This is a genomic window from Bacteroidia bacterium (assembly GCA_040880525.1).
GTDB lineage: Bacteria > Bacteroidota > Bacteroidia > CAILMK01 > JBBDIG01 > JBBDIG01.
Genome location: JBBDIG010000052.1, coordinates 49,401 through 68,844 on the forward strand (window position 1 = coordinate 49,401; position 19,444 = coordinate 68,844).

The 19,444-nt window shown below is 44.4% G+C and carries 15 protein-coding genes; 5 read left to right on the top strand and 10 right to left on the bottom strand.

Going from position 1 to position 19,444, the window contains the following annotated elements; translation table 11 throughout:
• Positions 1-30: 30 nt before the first annotated feature.
• The 8 genes from WD077_14820 to ileS all read right to left on the bottom strand — a co-directional run bounded on the left by WD077_14820 (position 31) and on the right by ileS (position 10,839).
• Entirely contained in the window at positions 31-780 is a 750-nt protein-coding gene (locus tag WD077_14820) for an MBL fold metallo-hydrolase (protein MEX0968502.1), read from the bottom strand.
• A 299-nt stretch (positions 781-1,079) separates the two neighbouring features.
• On the bottom strand, positions 1,080-3,242 hold the full coding sequence (locus WD077_14825; protein ID MEX0968503.1) for a ComEC/Rec2 family competence protein: 2,163 nt from the start codon (positions 3,240-3,242) through the stop codon (positions 1,080-1,082).
• An 82-nt stretch (positions 3,243-3,324) separates the two neighbouring features.
• A complete protein-coding gene (locus tag WD077_14830) occupies positions 3,325-3,807 on the bottom strand; it encodes a GNAT family N-acetyltransferase (protein MEX0968504.1) in 483 nt (160 codons plus the stop codon).
• On the bottom strand, positions 3,804-4,493 hold the full coding sequence (locus tag WD077_14835; GenBank protein MEX0968505.1) for a hypothetical protein: 690 nt from the start codon (positions 4,491-4,493) through the stop codon (positions 3,804-3,806). Before WD077_14835 ends, WD077_14830 begins: the two co-directional genes overlap by 4 nt.
• Positions 4,490-6,208: a carbon starvation protein A gene (locus WD077_14840; protein ID MEX0968506.1), complete on the bottom strand. Its 1,719-nt coding sequence runs from the start codon at positions 6,206-6,208 to the stop codon at positions 4,490-4,492. The genes WD077_14835 and WD077_14840 overlap by 4 nt, the downstream gene beginning before the upstream one ends.
• A gap of 297 nt (positions 6,209-6,505) precedes the next feature.
• On the bottom strand, positions 6,506-7,063 hold the full coding sequence (locus tag WD077_14845; protein MEX0968507.1) for a lipoprotein signal peptidase: 558 nt from the start codon (positions 7,061-7,063) through the stop codon (positions 6,506-6,508).
• Between the two features lies 1 nt (position 7,064).
• Positions 7,065-7,472 (bottom strand): TraR/DksA C4-type zinc finger protein, encoded by a 408-nt coding sequence (locus WD077_14850; protein MEX0968508.1) that lies wholly within the window; start codon positions 7,470-7,472, stop codon positions 7,065-7,067.
• Positions 7,456-10,839 carry an isoleucine--tRNA ligase gene (gene ileS, locus WD077_14855; GenBank protein ID MEX0968509.1) on the bottom strand — a complete coding sequence of 1,128 codons (3,384 nt, stop codon included), beginning with the start codon at positions 10,837-10,839 and terminating at the stop codon, positions 7,456-7,458. Before ileS ends, WD077_14850 begins: the two co-directional genes overlap by 17 nt.
• A 189-nt stretch (positions 10,840-11,028) precedes the next feature.
• Between ileS and WD077_14860 the strand changes: the two genes are divergently transcribed.
• The 4 genes from WD077_14860 (at position 11,029) to WD077_14875 (ending at position 16,344) form a co-directional block, all read left to right on the top strand.
• Positions 11,029-11,769, top strand: a complete 741-nt coding sequence (locus WD077_14860; GenBank protein MEX0968510.1) for a TIGR04255 family protein — start codon at positions 11,029-11,031, stop codon at positions 11,767-11,769.
• Positions 11,770-11,772: 3 nt separating this feature from the next.
• Complete coding sequence (locus tag WD077_14865) at positions 11,773-12,189, top strand: hypothetical protein (GenBank protein ID MEX0968511.1); 417 nt, start codon at positions 11,773-11,775, stop codon at positions 12,187-12,189.
• 10 nt (positions 12,190-12,199) lie between these two features.
• Complete coding sequence (locus WD077_14870; GenBank protein MEX0968512.1) at positions 12,200-12,766, top strand: hypothetical protein; 567 nt, start codon at positions 12,200-12,202, stop codon at positions 12,764-12,766.
• A 1,169-nt stretch (positions 12,767-13,935) separates the two neighbouring features.
• Positions 13,936-16,344, top strand: coding sequence for a gliding motility-associated C-terminal domain-containing protein (locus WD077_14875; protein ID MEX0968513.1), 2,409 nt, complete (start codon positions 13,936-13,938; stop codon positions 16,342-16,344).
• A 154-nt stretch (positions 16,345-16,498) separates the two neighbouring features.
• Here the strand turns inward: WD077_14875 and WD077_14880 are convergent, their stop codons facing one another.
• The gene (locus WD077_14880) at positions 16,499-16,705 is read right to left on the bottom strand and encodes a DUF1902 domain-containing protein (protein MEX0968514.1); all 207 of its coding nucleotides are present in this window, start codon (positions 16,703-16,705) and stop codon (positions 16,499-16,501) included.
• Between the two features lie 281 nt (positions 16,706-16,986).
• Positions 16,987-17,589, bottom strand: a complete 603-nt coding sequence (locus tag WD077_14885; GenBank protein ID MEX0968515.1) for a Uma2 family endonuclease — start codon at positions 17,587-17,589, stop codon at positions 16,987-16,989.
• A 523-nt stretch (positions 17,590-18,112) separates the two neighbouring features.
• Here WD077_14885 and WD077_14890 point away from each other — a divergent pair.
• The coding region (locus tag WD077_14890) for a hypothetical protein (protein MEX0968516.1) at positions 18,113-19,444 on the top strand (1,332 nt) is incomplete at its 3' end.

The window sequence follows — 19,444 nt, forward strand, 5'->3', positions numbered from 1 at the left end:
GCCTTCTCCAATGGCGGCCGGGACGGGGCTTTAATCTTCCACTTCCGGATACCAGTTCAGTAACCGCACCTCAATTTTTTTGCTCCCATCGCTCACCAGGGTTTTGAACTTTTCCACATCGCTGAACCGGTTGTTGGCTCCGCGATAGTGGTAAGGGTAAACAATGGCGGGCTTAAAATCGAGCACAGCGTCAGCCGCCTGCTCCACATCCATCGTGTATGGCAGATTCATGCAGACAAAAGCCACATCTATATTTTTCAGGCCCCGCATTTCCGGTGTGCCTTCCGTATCCCCAGAGATATAAATGCGCTTGTCCCCAACTGTCAGCACATATCCGTTTCCATCTCCTTTCTTGTGTCGCCCACCTTCGGGGAGGTTGTACATTGGGATCGCTTCTATTTTCACCGCGTTCCAATTTGTAGCTTCCCCATTGCTGATGACGGTTTTCCGCTTAAACTCAACTCCGGTCAATCCATCCACTACCGTCTGGGGTGCAAGCAATTCAGCATTAGTAAGATCCAGTTCATTGAGCGTACCGGGGTCCAGGTGGTCGCCATGCGTGTGGGTGATCAGCACCAGGTCAGGAGGCGGCAAGACCTCGTAGCGTTCAGCGCCTCCGTAGGGATCAATATAGATCGTCTTTCCATTCCATTGAAAAACCAGCGATCCATGAAAAACCGGGGTGATGGTGATGGTGCCCTCTTTAGCCGTGATCGTTTGCTTCTGGCACAAAGCAGGTTGCCAGAAGAATAAAATAAGGGGTAGGATAAGATATTTCATTTATACTGATTTTTTGGTTGTTAAAGGTGAAGGAAATAAATGTGTGTTTTGTTTAGGGGGGGTTAGACACTAAGGCTCGAAGGCACAAAGCTTCACTAAGTTTTTAATTATTATGTTTGAATTATTGGGTAGGGGGATTTAGAGATTTTTGCCACAAAGACACGAGGGACACAAAGTTTCACTAAGATTATTTACTATAAAATGAGAAAAGGTTTTTAGGCACTAAGTTTTAAAATTAAGATAATAATAATAACCATTAACCATTAATCCTTGAAATTAATAAATAACTCAAGTTTATTTTAATTTGCTTGTGCTTGTAGTACCAGTGCTCCTTCCTCTGCGAGGTTGCGGTAGGGGCGGTTCATTTCTTCTAGTTTTGCCATCCATTTTTCGCGCGCATAATAGCTACTGCTTCCATCTATGAGGATTTGCCGACAATCCACCTTTTTAAGAAAACCGGAAAAATCTTTTGGACCATCTCCTTTTATTAATAAATAATCCACGCGCACTTTATTTACCGGGGTTTGTTGGTTTTCGTTGGCTATTAGAAATGATATTTCCCCGAATTGAATAAATGGAAATTCGATGCAAAGTTGCCCGTAGTTCAACGGACTTTCGTGCAGGCATTGTTTGCGCCAGTTGCTTCCCCTGATGCCGTTGCTCCATAAATGCCGCATGATGTGGAATTGCTGTTTGCTCTCCTCCGCCAGCAGTGCGGAATCGGCCACAAACCATCCTTCCCCCTGCTGGATGAAATTAAAAGCGGTGCTCCCGCCAATGTTATGCACCACTACTTCCTGCTGCTGCACTCCCTCCCATTTCGCCACCGTTTCCTTCGCCAGGAATATTATTGCAAAAAAGCATGTGGCCAATACGTACCGGCTGCTTCGTAAAAAGAAAGCGGCAGCGCAAAAAGCAATTATAAAATACACGAGGAATGTATCAGCAATGCTCAGGTACAACTGGCTCAGGAGTGCGCCCGGAAGGTAATTGGCCCAGGCAATAAATGAATTAAGGCCGGAAAGGATGCCATTTAACAAAAGTGAAGAAAGCCAAAGCAGTGGGGCAAAATTAACCGCTTCAAAGAAGAGCATTGGAAAACCGGTAGAAAGGACGAAGAACGCTGCCGGAATAACGACCAGGTTGGAGAGCAGGAAATAAACCGGGAACTGGTTAAAATATAGCAGTGCCAATGGGAATGTGCCGATCTGTGCGGCAATCGAAACGGTGGTAATCGCCCACACCTTCTCCGGAAGCCACAGCTTCCAGTTGATATTAATAACAGGTATGCTTTTATCCTTTTCTGGGAAAGGAATAAGCGCATAAAGTTTTGGTTGAATAAGCACGATGCCGAGCACAGCCGCATAAGAAAGCTGAAATCCGACCTGCATAATGAGAAAAGGATTGATGAGGAGCAGCAACAGAGCCGAGGTGAAGATGGAGTTGTAGATGCTGGTGTAGCGTTTTAGGTTTTGCCCGAAAGCTACGAATGTAAACATGGTGGCAGCCCGCATCACGGAAGGTGAAAGGCCCGTCAACAAAGCATAGGACCAGAGAATAACAATAAGAATAGCGAACCGCAGGTAATTGCCATAACGCACCTTTTTAAAAAATCCCAGCAACCCTTGAAAAAACACATAGATAATCCCCACATGCAAGCCCGATACAGCCAGCACATGCATGGCTCCGGTAGCTGCATACATTTGCCTTACCTCGTTGCTGATCTCATCTTTAACGCCCAGGAGTAGCGCAGAGGCCACCGCAAATTCATCCTGCCCGGAGATATGCTTTCGGAGGTATGACAGCAGCGTTTCCCGGATGCTGACCACTTGCTGCATTAACGCGTTTTTCTGATTCGGCAGGCCGGTAAGCCGCCAGTCACTCTCCTTCAGGAAGCTCCGGTAATAAACCTGGTTAAAATACATGTATTGCTGATAGTTGAACTCACCGGGATTCATGGGTGGCGGTATTTCACGGAAGTATGGTTTCACGGCCAGCACCTCGCCATAAGCCGGTAAACCGGCCGTGTCCGAAACTTTGAGATAAAGCTGCACCTTGCCTTTCACCGGCTTCAAGTCCTCCTTTCCGAGAAGCGCCAAGACATTCGCCTTTGCTTTATAGGTTTTAGCCCCCCGGGCCAGCGGCTCATCAAGGCTCACAAGGGCCAGGCTATATTTTTCATTAAGATGATGGCCATAAAAACCGGGACGTAATGGTGCGGTATTGAACAGGATCATCAGTCCGCCCAGGAAAAACATGAATCCCTGCAGGGGAATACCCTTGAGCCAGACCATCCCTGTCGGCAGCGTAACGAGATGGAAAAGGAGCCCGGCCACAGCAAACGTAATAGCCCCTGCAAAGGCCAGCGGAAATGTGAACAGTTCCAGGTAAACTGCGCTGAGCAATCCTGCCAGATAAGGCAGAAAAGCCTTGAGAATGGGCACCCTCCGGAAAAATGCCATGCTTGTTTTCTTAGGTTAGGATTTATCCTTTTGGAATCAGCTAATCTAAGAAATAATATATGATAATCTGAAGGTTAGAGGATTATAAAGCTGTCCTTTGAGAAGAGCGCAGTGCGGCCGGGCTGCCTAAGAACATTATCCTGTGGAGAATTCCTGCTTCTTCAAAAATTTTTCCCTCTGCCTTGAATCCATGTTTCTCATAAAATTTAATAACCGGCAACTGAGCATGGAGATAAACAGGTTTGTTCAACCGGCCGGCATCTGAAACGACTGCATTGACGAGTGCCTTGCCGATGCCTTTGCCACGGTATTCCTTCAAAACAGCGAAACGCTCCAGTTTGACTTTTGAACCGGTTTCGCGCCACCTGGCAGTGCCTGCCGGCATATCATCTATCGTTGCAATATAATGGGTGCTGGTATTCTCAAATTCATCATATTCTTCATCGGGTGCCACCTGTTGTTCTTCAACGAAAACTTTTCTCCGGATCATGAAAACCTCCTCCCGCTCCTTCTCATTGCGCACCTGGCTTACGTTTATCGCAGGAAGATCTTTCATCGCGCTCATTCATTATCCGGTTCATCGGGGGCTTCGTCCCTTGCCGGAGCAGGGGTGAAGGCACCAAAATGGTAGCCGAAACCTACACTGAACAGACGGTGAAAGTTGAAGGTAAAATCATTGCTGCTGCTCTGCTCCAGAGGTGGTATTTCATCTGTGCTGATGCGCGAGTTGCGGAATGCACCATAGCAACCCACCTCAGAGGTAACAGAGAAGCGCGGAGAAATGCGGAACTGAACGCCCGCTACCGGACCCAATCCGATCTCCCATTCCCGCTCTACCAGGGCTACAGGATTCAGGGTGTCAATAGTTTCACCTGTGTAAGTAACATCATATAAGAATACAACATCGCCACCAATAAACCATTGCCAGCGCATACTGGGCGAATTGAACTGATACTGGTAGCCGGCATTGAGCCCGCGCACCCAATACTTTTGCGAAGCAGCAGGAAGAATATTGAAGTTAATGCCCATGCGCATCGTCTGCTCCGGGGTCAATTTAATCTTGTAGGCAATATTCCAGAATAGCTCTTCACCCCTCACTTGCTGCACTTTTTCATCAGATTCAAGCCGTATATCAATACCGGGCGAATTAATACCAAAACTCAGTTCCTGGCCATAAAAGGGCTTGATCTCATCCTGGGCCAGAACATGCATCGGTAATACCAGTAATAACAATACCCAAAGGTTTTTCATAATATATCTTGTTCGGTGTCTGGTGAGCGGTCGAAGAAAATCCTTATACCCTCCACGATAATCCAGATCTGGCATATCCCGATCACAAAAGCTAAAAATACCAGTAACTGGTTTTGTTCATCTAAATAATGCAGGAAGTTGGCGACTGTTGCAATAAATGTAATAAGCGTAATGATGATCATGGGCAGCAATGTAAACCACATATTGCGGCCCAGCCTGAAAAGCCACACGGAGATGACAAGCAGCGCCAGTGATCCTACCATTTGGTTGGTAGATCCGAAGAGAGGCCACAACCGCAAACCGCCCCGGCCACTGCCGTCAGTGATCACCAGCAGGAAGGACAGGCCCACCGCCACTGCGGTAACCACGTAACGGTTTTGGAAAAATTTCCTGCCGTTCACCGCCTCACCTATTTCGCCTATAATGTATCGTTGAATGCGCACTGCCGTATCCAGCGAGGTAGCTGCAAAGCTGATGACGATCACGGACACAAACACCGCAGCCAGCGACTGCTGCGCTCCCTGCCCATCCGTCATCGTCTGGTTGATCCCGATAGCGGAGAGAAAGCTTGCCGTTCCTTCCACGAAAGCCTGTAAGGAACCCTGCAGGCCTGAAGCATAACTGAAATTTTCATAATGGTGGTGCCAGGCTTCCGACCCGGAAAATCCTGCTGCCACAGCGATAGTTGCCGCCACTGCCAGCGTTGCTTCGCCCGTCATTCCGCCATAGCCTACAAGCCTCGCATCTTTCACCTTTGCCAATTGCTTGGAGGTAGTGCCCGAGGCCACCAGCGAATGAAATCCGGAAATAGCTCCACAAGCTATCGTGATGAATAAAAAGGGAAACCACTGCATATCCACCGGACCGGAATTAATAGCCGGAGCATCCATCTGCGGACCGGAAATAAATATTGCTGCATAGATAAGCGCCAGCCCAGCAATGAGCTGGTGCGAATTAATGTAATCGCGCGGTTGCAACAGCACCCACACCGGTAAGACAGCAGCAATAAATCCGTAGATCATCAGGAAAAGTATCCAACTCATAATTTCGGAACCGAAGAGCCATAAATACTCCGGCAGCCTCACAGGATACTCAAACCCAACATAGATCATAAAGTAGAGCAGCAAGAGTGCAACAAGAGAAGGCAGCAGCAAATTCTTCTTCCGGTAGTGCGTCCAGTAGCCGATAATAATGGCAATGATGATCTCAAAATTGATGGGGATAACAGAACCGGGGTACAGGATAAACAGATTGGCAATAATGTAGGCAAATACGGCAATCACAATAAACACCAGCAGGAAGATGACCGTGAGAAACAGCATCCGCGACCGCGCTCCGATGATCTTTTCTGTAACGGCACCAATGCTTTGGCCCTTATGCTTAACCGAAATAATGAGCGCACCATAATCATGTACGGCTCCCATAAATATGGTTCCAAGCACCACCCAGAGCAGCGCAGGCAGCCATCCCCATACCACGGCTACGGCCGGTCCAAGAATAGGAGCAGCCCCGGCTATTGATGAAAAGTGATGTCCAAAGACAATTCCACGGGGCGTTGGAACATAGTCAGTACCGTCATTATAAACTTCAGCGGGAGTCGGCTCCTCGTCTCCGGTTTCAGTACGGTATACATGGCGCGCCAGGAAGCGACCATAAAACCGGTATCCCAGTGCAAGCAAAACCAGCGCAGCAAGCGCAACATAAGCAGCATTCATGTGCCGAATATAAAAAGCTTCCCATTACCGGAAAAATATTGAAAAACCCGTCATCCGCAAAGCACTTCACAGTTCAACTGGATTTTAATATTTAAATAAAAATTAAATGTTTGTAAAATTATTGTTTTTAACAAAACACACAATTACCTTAATAATTTATTAATAGCAATAAATAAAATAAAAACATTAACCTTCGTGATCCTTAGAGCCTTCGTGCCTTTGTGTCTAAATCCCACCCAAAAAATAATCTTAGTGAGTCTTTGTGTCTAAAACTCAATGCCCCTCGTGCCTAAGCCCCTATAACTCAGAGAAAAGCTTACGATAAAACAATAGAATCGCAAACACCCCCGTAGTAATAGCCGTATCCGCAATATTAAATACCGGCCGAAAAAAGATAAAATAATCGCCACCCACAAAAGGAATCCACTCCGGTAAAAAGTCATGGTAAACCGGGAAATACAGCATATCTACAACTTTCCCGTAAAAGAAATTCTCGTATCCGAAAATAGGCCCATAAAATACGCTGTCAATGATATTTCCGAGCGCACCGGCAAAAATCAGCGCCACGCTCAGTACCAGCCCCATTGCACTTTCCTTTTTAATTAGTCTGATAATAAAATAACCGATAACGGAAACAGCGGCAATACGGAAAAGCGTAAGAAACAGTTTTCCAGTGCGCCCACCCCATTCCATTCCAAAGGCTATCCCGTTATTTTCAATAAAATGCAGGATGAACCAATCTTTAAATATAACAATGTCCTGCCCCTCATACATGTGCGTTTTTACCCAGACCTTTAACACCTGGTCTGCAATAAGCACAAGAAGAACAAGCAGCAGCGGCTTCAGATATTTCAAGTTATTTCTTTTGGCTCATTTTGGCTTCCATGCTCATGGTGGTGTGGGGAACCGCACGCAGCCTTTCCTTACTGATAAGTTTTCCGGTAACCTGGCAAATGCCATAGGTTTTATTCTCGATGCGCATGAGTGCATCTTCCAGATTCTTTATGAATTTGCGCTGGCGTTCTGCCAGTTGGCTCTGCTGCTCTTTCTCAAAAGTGGAAGTGCCTTCCTCCATCATATTCTGCACACCCGCATCTTCATTGTTGCTCTCGTTTGAGTTCTTAATAGAATCCTGGAGATAGTTTAACTCGTTCCGGGCCTTATCAAGCTTTTTATTTATCAATCCCTTAAATTCCTGGAGTTCCTGATCACTATAGCGGGTTTTCTCTTTTCCCGCGTCTGATGCTTTATTCTGTTCTGACATTTTTAGCTTTTTTTAGTTTAATTAAAACGTTCAAATCTTCAACCTGGACTGTATCGAACCCGCTGCCATTTGAGCTATCTGTCAGCACCAGGGAATCTGCCAGTGTTTCAGCGCAAATATAACTGTTATACTGTTTTACCGCCTGTGCCAATGGCTCCTGCTGCTTTATTTCTATCTTAATGTGATCCGTCACATCAAAATCCTTTTCCTTTCTCAAATTCTGGATCCGGTTTACCAATTCGCGGCTAAGGCCCTCGTTCTTCAATTCTGGCGTCAACGTAACGTCAAGTGCAACGGTGAGCCCACCTGAGGTGGCAATCAGCCAGCCCGGCATTTCATCCGAAAGTATTTCTACTTCATCCAACCGTACCACGGCTGTATCACCCTCTATCGCTAATGAAATGGAGCCTTCCACCTCAAGCTGTGCAATTTCCTTTTGCGAAAGTTCCTGCAGAGCCTGCTGCACAGCCTTCATTTGTTTTCCAAACTTCGGCCCCAGTTTTTTAAAATCTGCCTTTAGTTTTTTGACAATTATACCTGAAGTATCATCAATAAATTCAAGGTCCTTTACATTTACCTCGTTCAAAATCAAATCCTTTACCCGTTCAATGTGGCTGCGGTTTTCAGGGTTTAATACCGGAATAATGATCCGGTTCAGCGGCTGCCTCACCCTGATCTTTTGCTGCTTCCGCAACGAAAGGGTGAGCGAGGAAATTTCCTGCGCCAGTTCCATTTGCTTCTCCAATACAGGATCCATCCATTCCGCCCGTGCTTTAGGCAACAACGTCAAATGGACACTTTCATATTGGAGTGCATCCTTAGGCTGCGCTTTTTCCCTGATATGGTCCGTCAGGTTCTTGTACAGCCAATCAGAAAAAAACGGTGCAATGGGCGACATCAGTTGAGAAACCGCAACCAGACACTCCTGCAATGTTTCGTAAGCCGCCTTTTTATCGGCTGTCATCTCGCCTTTCCAGAAACGCCTCCGCGCCAGCCTTACATACCAATTGGATAGATGGTCAAGCACAAAATCCTGGATGGCGCGCGCAGCCCGTGTCGGTTCATAGTTATCAAAACTGGTCGTCACTTCCTGTATCAGGCTATGCAGCCGCGAGATGATCCAGCGGTCAAGTTCAGGGCGATCTTGCAACTGTACTCCCCCCTCGAGGGTCCGAAGGACTCCGGACTCTTGCGGAGGGGCAGGGGGGTGTTGTTCAAACCCATCAATATTGGCATACAGCGCAAAGAATGAATAGACGTTGAACAGCGTTCCAAAGAACTTCTTGCGCGATTCATCCACACCCTCCAGATCGAACTTCAGGTTGTCCCACGGCTGGCTATTGTGTACCATATACCATCGCGTGGCGTCCGCACCGTATTTCTCAATGGTCATGAACGGATCCACCACATTGCCTTTGCGCTTGCTCATCTTTTCGCCATTCTTGTCCAGCACAAGGCCATTGGCGACAACATTACGGTAGGCTTCGCTATCAAACAGCAGCACGCCCAGCACATGTAGCGTGAAGAACCAGCCACGTGTCTGGTCAACGCCCTCGGCAATGAAATCAGCCGGGAACTGCGATTGCAGCACATCTTGGTTTTCGAATGGATAATGAAGCTGCGCGTAAGGCATGGCGCCTGAGTCGAACCAGACGTCAATCACATCCGGCACGCGCCTCATCTCCATTCCATTATCTGAAACCAGCACCACCTCATCCACGAAAGGGCGGTGTGGATCGAAATCATCCGCAATCGGTTTTTGCGCAAACCCAGCCTCAATGGCTTTTTGTACTTCCGCCCGCAATTCGTCCATAGAGCCGATGCACTTCATTTCGCTGCCATCTTCCGTTAACCAAACGTTTAAGGGCGTGCCCCAGTAGCGGGAGCGGGAAAGGTTCCAGTCTACCAGATTTTCCAGCCAATTGCCGAAGCGACCTTTGCCGGTACTTTCCGGCTGCCAGTTTATCTGGTTGTTCTTCTCAATGAGTTTATCCCGGTAGGCAGTCGTTTTCACGAACCACGATTCCAGCGGGTAGTAAAGAATAGGTTTGTCAGTGCGCCAGCAATGCGGGTAATTGTGTACGTATTTCTCTACGAGGAACGCTTTGTTCTCCTGCTTCAGCTTCACCACAATGTCAATGTTCACATCGGTGTAGCCATCCTCATCAGTATAGTCTTTTACGTAGCGCCCGGCAAAATCAGCAACCTGTTCCACGAATTTCCCGGTGCGGTCCACCAGCGGAATTTGCTTCAGCGGGTTTTTTGGATCGGTAACAGTGATCGCAGGAATGTCCTTCTGCTTCGCCACCAGGTAATCGTCAGCGCCAAAAGTCGGGGCAATGTGTACAATGCCAGTTCCTTCCTCGGTGCTGACAAAATCGCCAGTGACCACACGGAAAGCATCGCCCTCCGGCTGCACGTAAGGCAGCAGTTGTTCGTAGTGCATACCTTCGAGGTCGCTGCCCTTCATCTCTCCGGTCACGCGGTAAGGTATAATCTTCTGCCCTTCATCGTAGCTGTCAAAATCCAGTTCCGCGCCTTCAGGATTAAAATATTTGCCAACACTGTCCTTGCCGAGGATAAGCTCCACCGGCTGGTGTGTGTAGCGGTTATAGGTTTTTATCTTAACGTAATCAATGTTTTTCCCCACGGCCAGTGCTGCATTTGAAGGCAGCGTCCAGGGCGTGGTTGTCCAGGCCAGGAAGTAGGTGTTCTCCTGCCCAATCACTTTAAACTGCGCCACCACCGTAACATCCTTCACCTCGCGGTAGCAGCCCGGCTGGTTCAGTTCGTGCGAACTCAGCCCCGTACCCGCAGCAGGCGAATAGGGCTGAATGGTATAGCCCCGGTACAGCAGTCCTTTGTCGAACAACTGCTTCAGCAGCCACCATATACTCTCAATATAATCCGGCTCGTAAGTGAGGTAAGGATTGTCCAGGTCCAGCCAGAAACCGATTTTGCGGGTAAGGTCGTCCCACACGCCCTTGAATTTCATCACGTCCTTGCGGCACTCGGCATTGTAGTCCGCCACCGATATCTTCTCGCCAATATCCTCCTTGCGGATGTTGAGGCGCTTTTCCACCTGCAACTCCACCGGCAGGCCGTGCGTGTCCCAGCCGCCCTTGCGCTCCACCTTGAATCCTTGCAGCGTTTTGTAGCGGCAAAAAATATCCTTGATCGTGCGCCCCAGCACATGGTGAATGCCCGGCATTCCATTGGCGGAAGGCGGCCCCTCGTAAAAAACAAAAGGCGGCTGCCCTTCGCGCGTACGAATGCTCTTTTGGAAGATGTCATGCTTCTCCCAATACTTCAGAATTTCTTCTGAAATAGCCGTCAGATCAAGGCTTTTGTGCTCTTTGTATTTCACAGGGCAAAAAAATTCAGGCGCAAAGATAATGGTTTGGGTAGTGGGGTAGTAGGTCGATTTACCTGGAAACATCCCGGTCTAATTTCCGTTCTCTTTATAAATTTGCAGTAGATTTACAAGCCATAGTATATTGCACTAATGACGAAGACATCCATAGAAAGGCTGATACCGATTCAGGAAAGTCATTCCGTGAAGGAAGCGGTTATCTCTCTTTTTTTAAAAGAGCCTTTGCCTAACCCGGAATGCTTTGAATCTCTTAAGCCTATTCTCAATTTTGATCAGATCGAATATTTGAACTTTGTGTCGTTTCCATTTAAGTTTGAAAAAGGTACCTTATCTGCCAAGCCTCCCTTAACCAATGATAAGTTGGGGTTTAAGCTAATTGCATTTAAAAATGGACTGATTGACCATGTTCTACAAGGGTTAAACAACCCCGATCATACAATACTATCTTTCCACACTTTAATGTATAAGAGTTGGACAGACTTTTTAGCAGCATATAAAAATAAAGTGAGCAAGGCTTTTGATATTATAAACGGTAATCCTATTTATGCCGTAAGCCTTCATTATATTGATGAGTTTATGTGGAAAAGTAAAGGAGCTATACCTCAACAGGCAATATTTAAAAAAAGCAACAAAGTTTTACCGGATGATTTTTATAATAGTATAAATTCAGAGTTTCTAAGGACTACCGAGACCGATCAAGGAAAATATGACCGTTTGCATGTAAAAGTAAATTCCAAGGAGCTGCAACCAATGCTCATTATCAGCCATAACTTAACACAAATTTTACCTGAAGCTGAGCCTATAAGAGGGCCGTTAGACAAGGATGTATTAGAAAGCCTGGAATTAGCTCATACATCTAACAAGGAAACACTAAGGCAAATTTTAAAACTTAATGTTCAAAATAAAATTGGACTAAACGATTAATTTATGAATTATTTATTTAACGATAACATCCAAACAGTTCAGGCATGTGAATTTCCATCTATTATTACACCTAATACATTGGAGCTAAGAGATGCTTATAGTCAATGGAATTTTATTAAGCAATTGGAAGATAATTGGGACGGTTATGGTGCCGTAACACCCTCCGTTTCCACGAGTTGGAATGTGCTTGCTTTGATACATAAGCTTCAAGCATATCTCAAATCATCACCTTTTCTTTTTCCAAATCCACATGGAACTATCTCAATTGAGGTAGAAGGTCGCAATAATGTCATTATAGAATTTGAGGTAGGTATTGATGAGGGCCACTTCTATATTAAAGGAGAGGAAGTTATGAAGTGGGGATATATGAATACGAATGCTGAAGAAGATCTACCTTCAACCGTCAAGAAATTTCTATAATTGCTTGGAAATGAGTGATCTTATACCTGACGAAATTGATTCGGAGGAGATTCTGGTAAGGGCAATACTCCACCCTCTTTTTTGCTCAAGATCCAAAAATACGCTAAACTCTAATGCCTTTTCTCCACCACCCAGGAAAGGACGATCTGATGTATCCGTGATAAGATTGAAGTATTGTACGCCTACAAAATGTAAAAAGGTAGGAAAAGAATTGGCTGAAAAATTATCAAATCAAAGCTATTTTGGTCTGGCTACTGTGGTGGTTTCTGTCCTCAATGACGCCTATGATTATGCTGTAAATGCTACTCAAGATTCGAAGGAGCAACCAATTGGTATCAAGGCTGTTTTTACTCCTTTAGATATTAAAAGGAAACTTCGTTTGGATAGGCCTGTAAGAATATCAGATGCTGGACTCCCGTTTCATGCAGATATTGTTTATGATTTTTGTCCCATTGAAGGGCAGCCTCTTCCGGTATTTGTAAAAATAATGATTGATTTTCTTATCAAACCTTCCAACAGTCGATTATATAAGGATCCAAGTCCTGATTTAAATATTTGGGAGGGACCTTTACAGTGAAACCTGTCATCGTGGGATTTTGGCTTGATTGCAAATAAATGAAGGTCTATACCTTCTGCTGCCGATAGTAGCACCCACAGTGATTGCGAAAGGAACTTATTCCTTCAATCTTTATCCTGATCTCCACCCTTCCACCTACAATCGCACAACGTCATACTTGCTCCGCTATCGCTCCAAAACACTCTCGAAATAAAATCTAGGAAATATCATTGGTCCTTAATCTGGATTTTAATTTCAACCCGTCTGTTGCTTACGCCTTGTAGCGGAACAGGAGAAAGCCATTATGGCTACAAAAATAACCGCGCTGATACGCCACATCGCGGTACGTTTTGATAACTCAAAAAAGAGAGACAGCATAGCTAAGAGAATGAGGCGCAAAGATAATCACTTCTTGGGTGGGTAATACAGATCGCCTCATCCTGCTTTTTCCCGTTACACTTCAATCTCTGCTATACCGTGAAAGGAGGAAGTAGCAACTTGGTATAAGCCGGTGAGGCTATCATCTGGTGCTCCACGCGTTGCCCTTTGCTAAAGGGGCGCTAATCGTCATTGCCTTAGACTTAGCCGCTTAAATTATGCTGAGCCGCTATCAATTTTTCGTAGGTTTGTTAAAGAAAAACCCTCCCATGGCTCCAGCTTACTGTCTTCTGAACCGTTATCTCCTAGTGGCCTTATTTGTAATATTCGCCACGACCTTAGATAGTTACGGGCAAGAAGCCGCTTTTAAACTTAGAGGCAATGGAATTGTCCGTTACTCAGACCTACGAGAGGATGGCTCATTGTTACTTATTGGATTTGCCAGTGCATTTGATCACAAAACACTTTTTATTGCATCTTTAGATGCATGTGCTAACCTGTCGTGGATCAAATATTATGGTTCGCCAGATTCAAATTTCACCTTAGCCAATAGAAGCCATATAGTTACACCTTTAGATGATAGCACTTATATTATTTGTTATGGCCAACATAATATTCACGCTGAGCCACACCATGGTACTTCTTTTTTCAGTCGCTTTGATTACAATGGTAATATTTTAAAATCGGTCCAGGTTGAGTCAACAGAAAGCACATTCCCCTATATGATAAAAAGAAATGGCAATTCCATTATCTCAGGTTTAGGGATTGAGAGTCTATTTCCTAATCAGAATCTTAGAGGGGCTGTACTAAAAATGAATTCCTCCTTAGATCTTCAATGGTCCAAAGAGGTAATTCAACCGAGTGCTATGTTAGGTAATACGCTTCATGAAATTCATGCTTTTGGTGAAAAATCAGTTTTCGCATTAGACGCCCCAGGCGCTGTGCGTAACGTGATTGGGTTACTGGATGAGAATGGAGAGATTTTATGGGCCATGAAAACCAATGCATCTTTAGTAAATGAAATACAAAATATCGGGAATGATCTATTGCTATTTGCTCCGGATTATTTGGGTATTTCCCGACAACCACGTGTTTTTGCACTTGATTCAAATGGTATATTTAAATGGGCAAAAGCACTTCCTCAACAACCATCAAATTTGTCAGGCACTGGCGGGAGACATTCACTATTTCCAAAAGGCGATCAGTTTCATTTTATTCATAATCAGGAATATCAGTCTGATCAAGTTATAATGGTAAATTCTCTATTTGATTCTGCCGGAAAAATGCTTAGCCAAAGCACATATCCTTATTATTTTGAAGCAGGATATACCGGCCTCAATGCCAATTATACCCTTGTCCTTGCAAGACCTGATCCGCCTAACCCGCAGTTCTTTAGCTCCCTTCGATTCGATGAACTAATTTGCAATACCACTACATATTCGTATGAAGCAGAAAATTTTATACTGGAGTTCGATACTGTAAACCTTAATCTGGTAAATGGCCCGCAATTCAAACCCTATTACTTGCCTATCTCTACAGGCTCTGTCCCTATCTCCGGTGAGGTTGTATGCAGAAAACCCGCTTTTCCGAAGGACACTGCTTTGTGTTATGGGAACATCCTCCATTTAACAATTGATTCAAATGATGCCAAAAACATTATCTGGAGCACAGGGGATACTACCGGTTCAATCAGTATTGATAAGTCCGGTACCTATTGGGTGAGAAGAACTTTTTCGAACTGTTTCTTTACGGATACAATTCATGTTAAGATTTATGAAAAAGTATTGATTACATTACCTGAAGATTCCCTGGTTTGCCCTGGAACCGATGTAGAACTTGTGGCGCATCACCAGGGGATTTCGTTTAAGTGGTATGGACCCAATAATCTTGAAGTGGTTTCCGATACCATTTTTGCAGATACTGCAGGATTGTACCGGGTAAGGGTGGCCGATGCCGGTGGCTGTGTTGATCTGGACACATTCGAATTAAAATTACATCCAAAACCTGTGGCTTATGCCGCACCAGATACTACCGTTTGTTTGGGAGATTCCGTGACACTGCGTGGGACGCCACAACAAAATTGTAACTGGACAGGACCTTCCTTAATCTCTTCTCAATGTGCGGTAACAGTTTTCCCCAACAGCACTTCGCGCTATAGTTTCAGTACTGCCAACAGTTTCGGTTGTACTGATACTGCATCTGTTTTGGTGCAGGTTCCTGAGATTCAAACCAGTGAAATTTCGCCAATACGGTTTTGTGAAAATGAAAATCCTAAACTTATTAAGATAAAATCAAATGATATCGCAGTGTGGAATTGGAGGTCTACAACAGGCCAGTTGTTGGATACAGGAAAAGTATTAAATTTTTCATTATACCCTCTGGATACGCTCATTCTAATGGCAAATAATAGTTGCGCCATTACTTTTACCGATACCATAATTGTAACAATCAATGATACACCCACCTCAGATATTACCATAACCCCAACCACCGGATGTTTGCCTGTATTGGTTAATTTCTCATTTCACCCCGTTGACTTTGATCAGGTTTATATTGATTTTGGTGATGGCGATACAGCAATATATAATTCAGCGCCATTTAATCATAACTATACAGAACAAGGCGAATTTAGTCCAAGTATTAAATTAACCTCTGACCAGGGTTGTTCAAGCATAATCCCAGTAAAGGAAACCATCAGAACCCTCAGAACCCCTCACGCCCATTTTGCAATCAATCCGGAGCCGCTGATTGTCCCTGATACCTTTACTTTATTAAATATTTCCTTAAATAGTGATTCGATTATCTGGTCTATAAATGGGGATTCCTTATTCGGCAACGAAAAAAATATTTTTGTCGAAGATTCGGGTCAGTATATTGTTAAGCTTATAGCATTAAATGAATTTTGTAGGGACTCCATAGAGCGTAAGCTGCAGTTCATCGCAATTCCATTTTTTTGGATTCCAAATGCCTTCTCACCCAATTCTGATGCAACCAATGATTTCTTTAGCCCGACCATAATTGGATATGAACCGGTTCGGTTGAGAATTTTTGACAGGTGGGGCGAACGAATATTCGATTCAAAAGAAAGCCGCACCCTTATATGGGATGGAACATCCAAAGGCATTGCTACACAGGACGGATCATATTTTTACATTTTTGAAGTTATATCCTCTGAAGGAAAAGGGCTTACGTTAAAAGGAATGGTTAATATTGTAAGATAACCCACTTTATAAAAGTAAAAAATAGCCTTGCGATGACAACATGGATAATTAGTGAAATCCCTCGCAGCTTACTCCAAATATTACTGCGCCCCCCTCACCATTCTGATCGCAGCGGAGAGAAGAATCTGGTGTTTGAATAAACGGGCGTGCAGCACTACTCCAGATTCTTTGCTGGCGCTCTGAAAACGGTACCATGCAGATCGGCTTGTGATTCGATAAGCCGTTTGGCCACATCACGGGCTATCTCGATGGTCTCGCTAATAGTCCGGCCTTGTGCCACCAAGCCTTGTATGGAATCAGAAGTAGCGAGATAATATCCTTCAGGCAGTTTTTCAATGTAAAGGTTTAGTAGCTTTTCCATTTTTCGTATTTTGTCGTTACGCCATTGCAAAAATTGTAGTGCATTTCTTTGTTAAGACAAATATACATTTCTATTTCAAGCGAACGATTAGCATAGTAGCCTCGTGTCGCGGAACGAGGCTACTATAATCCATAACCGTCCTCCTGATAGCAGCGCAGAGAAGAGAAGAATCCGGTGCTTGAATAAACAGGCGTGCAGCACCCCACCAGATCCTTCGCTGGCGCTCTGGATGACTTGGGTTTTGCTGTCGGCTTTTAAGCACAAATCGCTTATCCCTGCCTTTATCCTATAACCGCAAACACCTGTTCCACCGAAATTTTCAATTCAGGAAAAATAACCGAAATTACCTGGACACCGCCAGCGGGATACGAATTTATCCGACTATAACGGCCCTGTTCATCCAAAGAATAAACCTCTACTTCCCTTTCTTCAGGAAAAACAATCCAATATTCTCTAACACCAGAGTTTTGATAAAGAAGTAATTTATCCCGGGTGTCAAGTTTTACAGAGTGGGGTGAGATAATTTCGATAATGAGATCGGGCGGGCCTATTGCTCCCCTTTCATACAGTTTCTTCAAATCACAAAAAGCTGAAATATCAGGTTGCACTACGGTGGTTATTTCGTCATCCTGCTGGTCCTTTACCAGTCTTAAATTCGGTTTCAGCCTAACATCGAAAGGCGCCATGTATGTTTTGCAGTCCTTCTCTGCCAAGTGTGCATCAATGATCTTGACCAGGTGGAATATCAGGTCCTGGTGGATGCGCAGGGGTGCGGCCTGCATTTCGAAAGGAATTCCTTCTATGAGTTCCCAGCGCTTGCCATCATTCCAGGTAAGGTAGTCAGCGTAGGTATATCGTTTGTCCGTATTGTGCCGGATTTGCATGTCAATGTCATTTCTGCGAATTTCTTAAAAATTGCAATAGGCAAAGACAGAAAAGTGAAAAATTAGACTGTTTTTCCCGATTCAACGTTCGCCACGCTACCTCGTCCTGATCGCAGCGCAGCGGAGAGAAGAATCCGATGCTTGAATAAACGGGCGTTCAGCACTCCACCAGATCCTTCGCTGGCGCTCAGGATGACGTGGGTTGGGCTACGTAAGAAATCTTGGCTTTGTTTTCAAGCCCAAGACTTTAAGGTCCAATCTTCTTGGTATCTTTGTGTCTTAAAGAGTGCCAATACCATACTCCATGAGAATCATAGCCCTGAATTTATTTGGAATTATCTTTAGCCATTTGCTCTCTGCACAGTCGGAACTGGTGTGGGCGAAACATTTCCCGGGATCAAGCGATATGCGATGTGAAGGAAGTGCAATAGTGGCAGACAAGAACGGAAATGTATATAGCACCGGCTGGTTTATCGGAACGGTGGATTTTGACCCCGGACCCAACACCTATAACCTCTCCGCTGTGGATCAAAACCTGTTCATATCAAAATTAGATTCCGATGGAAATTTTCTATGGGCGGTTCAGACCCAAAACATTGGAACTGCCAGAAGTTACGGCACCGCCATTTCATTGGATAAGGATGAAAATATAGTTGTTACAGGGAGTTTTCATGAGCAAGTGGATTTTGATTCTAGAACTGGACCGTATATTATGAACGGGCCTACTAGTGAAAACTCGGCAGATATTTTTATCACCAAATTCAACAAAAATGGCAATTTTATTTGGGCTAAACAATTGTTGGGAACCATTGGCAGTAATTATCCCTATTCGCTCGCTATTGACGCTTTTGGTAATATTCATATTTCTGGTGAATTTAGAAATACTGTTGATTTTGATCCCGGACCGGGAATTTTTAGCCTAACTTCTTCTGATTATAGAAATGGATTTGTTCTAAAATTAGATGCTGACGGTAATTTTAATTGGGTCGGAATTATTCTTAAAGGATCAGATGGCCCTGTTTCAGTCATTTCAATGGATATAGATTCTGATGGAAATGTCTATATAACTGGAAGCTTCTACGGCACAGTTGATATTGATCCGGCATCCGGCACCCATAGCATTACAGCTACCGGTCAAAGTGATTTATTTGTTTCAAAATTAAATCCAGGAGGAAACCTGATTTGGGTAAAAACAATCGGTGGTAATGACCGGGTTGTGAGTTCTTCTATAGCATTAGACAGCAAAGAAAACATTTATATTTCAGGAGCTTACATTGGAACAGCGGACTTTGATCCAGGTAATGCCATAAAAAGTATGACCTCGTCTGGAGCTTATTTCTTAACTAAACTCGATAAAGATGGAAATTTTCTTTGGGTGAAGAATATGATTGATCAATCAAAAATATATGGTGGAACAAATACTGTTTTTATAGACCAGGCCGATAATGTTTTCCTTACCGGGATATTTCAAAACACATCAGACTTTGATCCGGGACCTGGAAATCATAATCTATCTGCCCGAAACAACTTTGATTATTTTATTACCAAACTGGACCCCTTCGGAAATTTTGAATATGCAGGACATATTGAATCTTTGCCCGGTCACCTCCTCTGGAGGCAACTTCCAATAACCTTTTTTAACGACTTCATTTATGCTCTTGGCGATATTCAGGGAACCGGAGATGTAGATCCGGGGTCGGATTCTTTTTTAATTTCATCCACTGGTTATTCAGATCTTTTCGTATTGAAACTTAGGCAGTATCGGGAATTTACCCTTGGCGAGGACACCACCACTTGTGAAGGTGACATATTTACTATTATTCCAAAAAGCATTTACCCTAACGATAAAATCCTC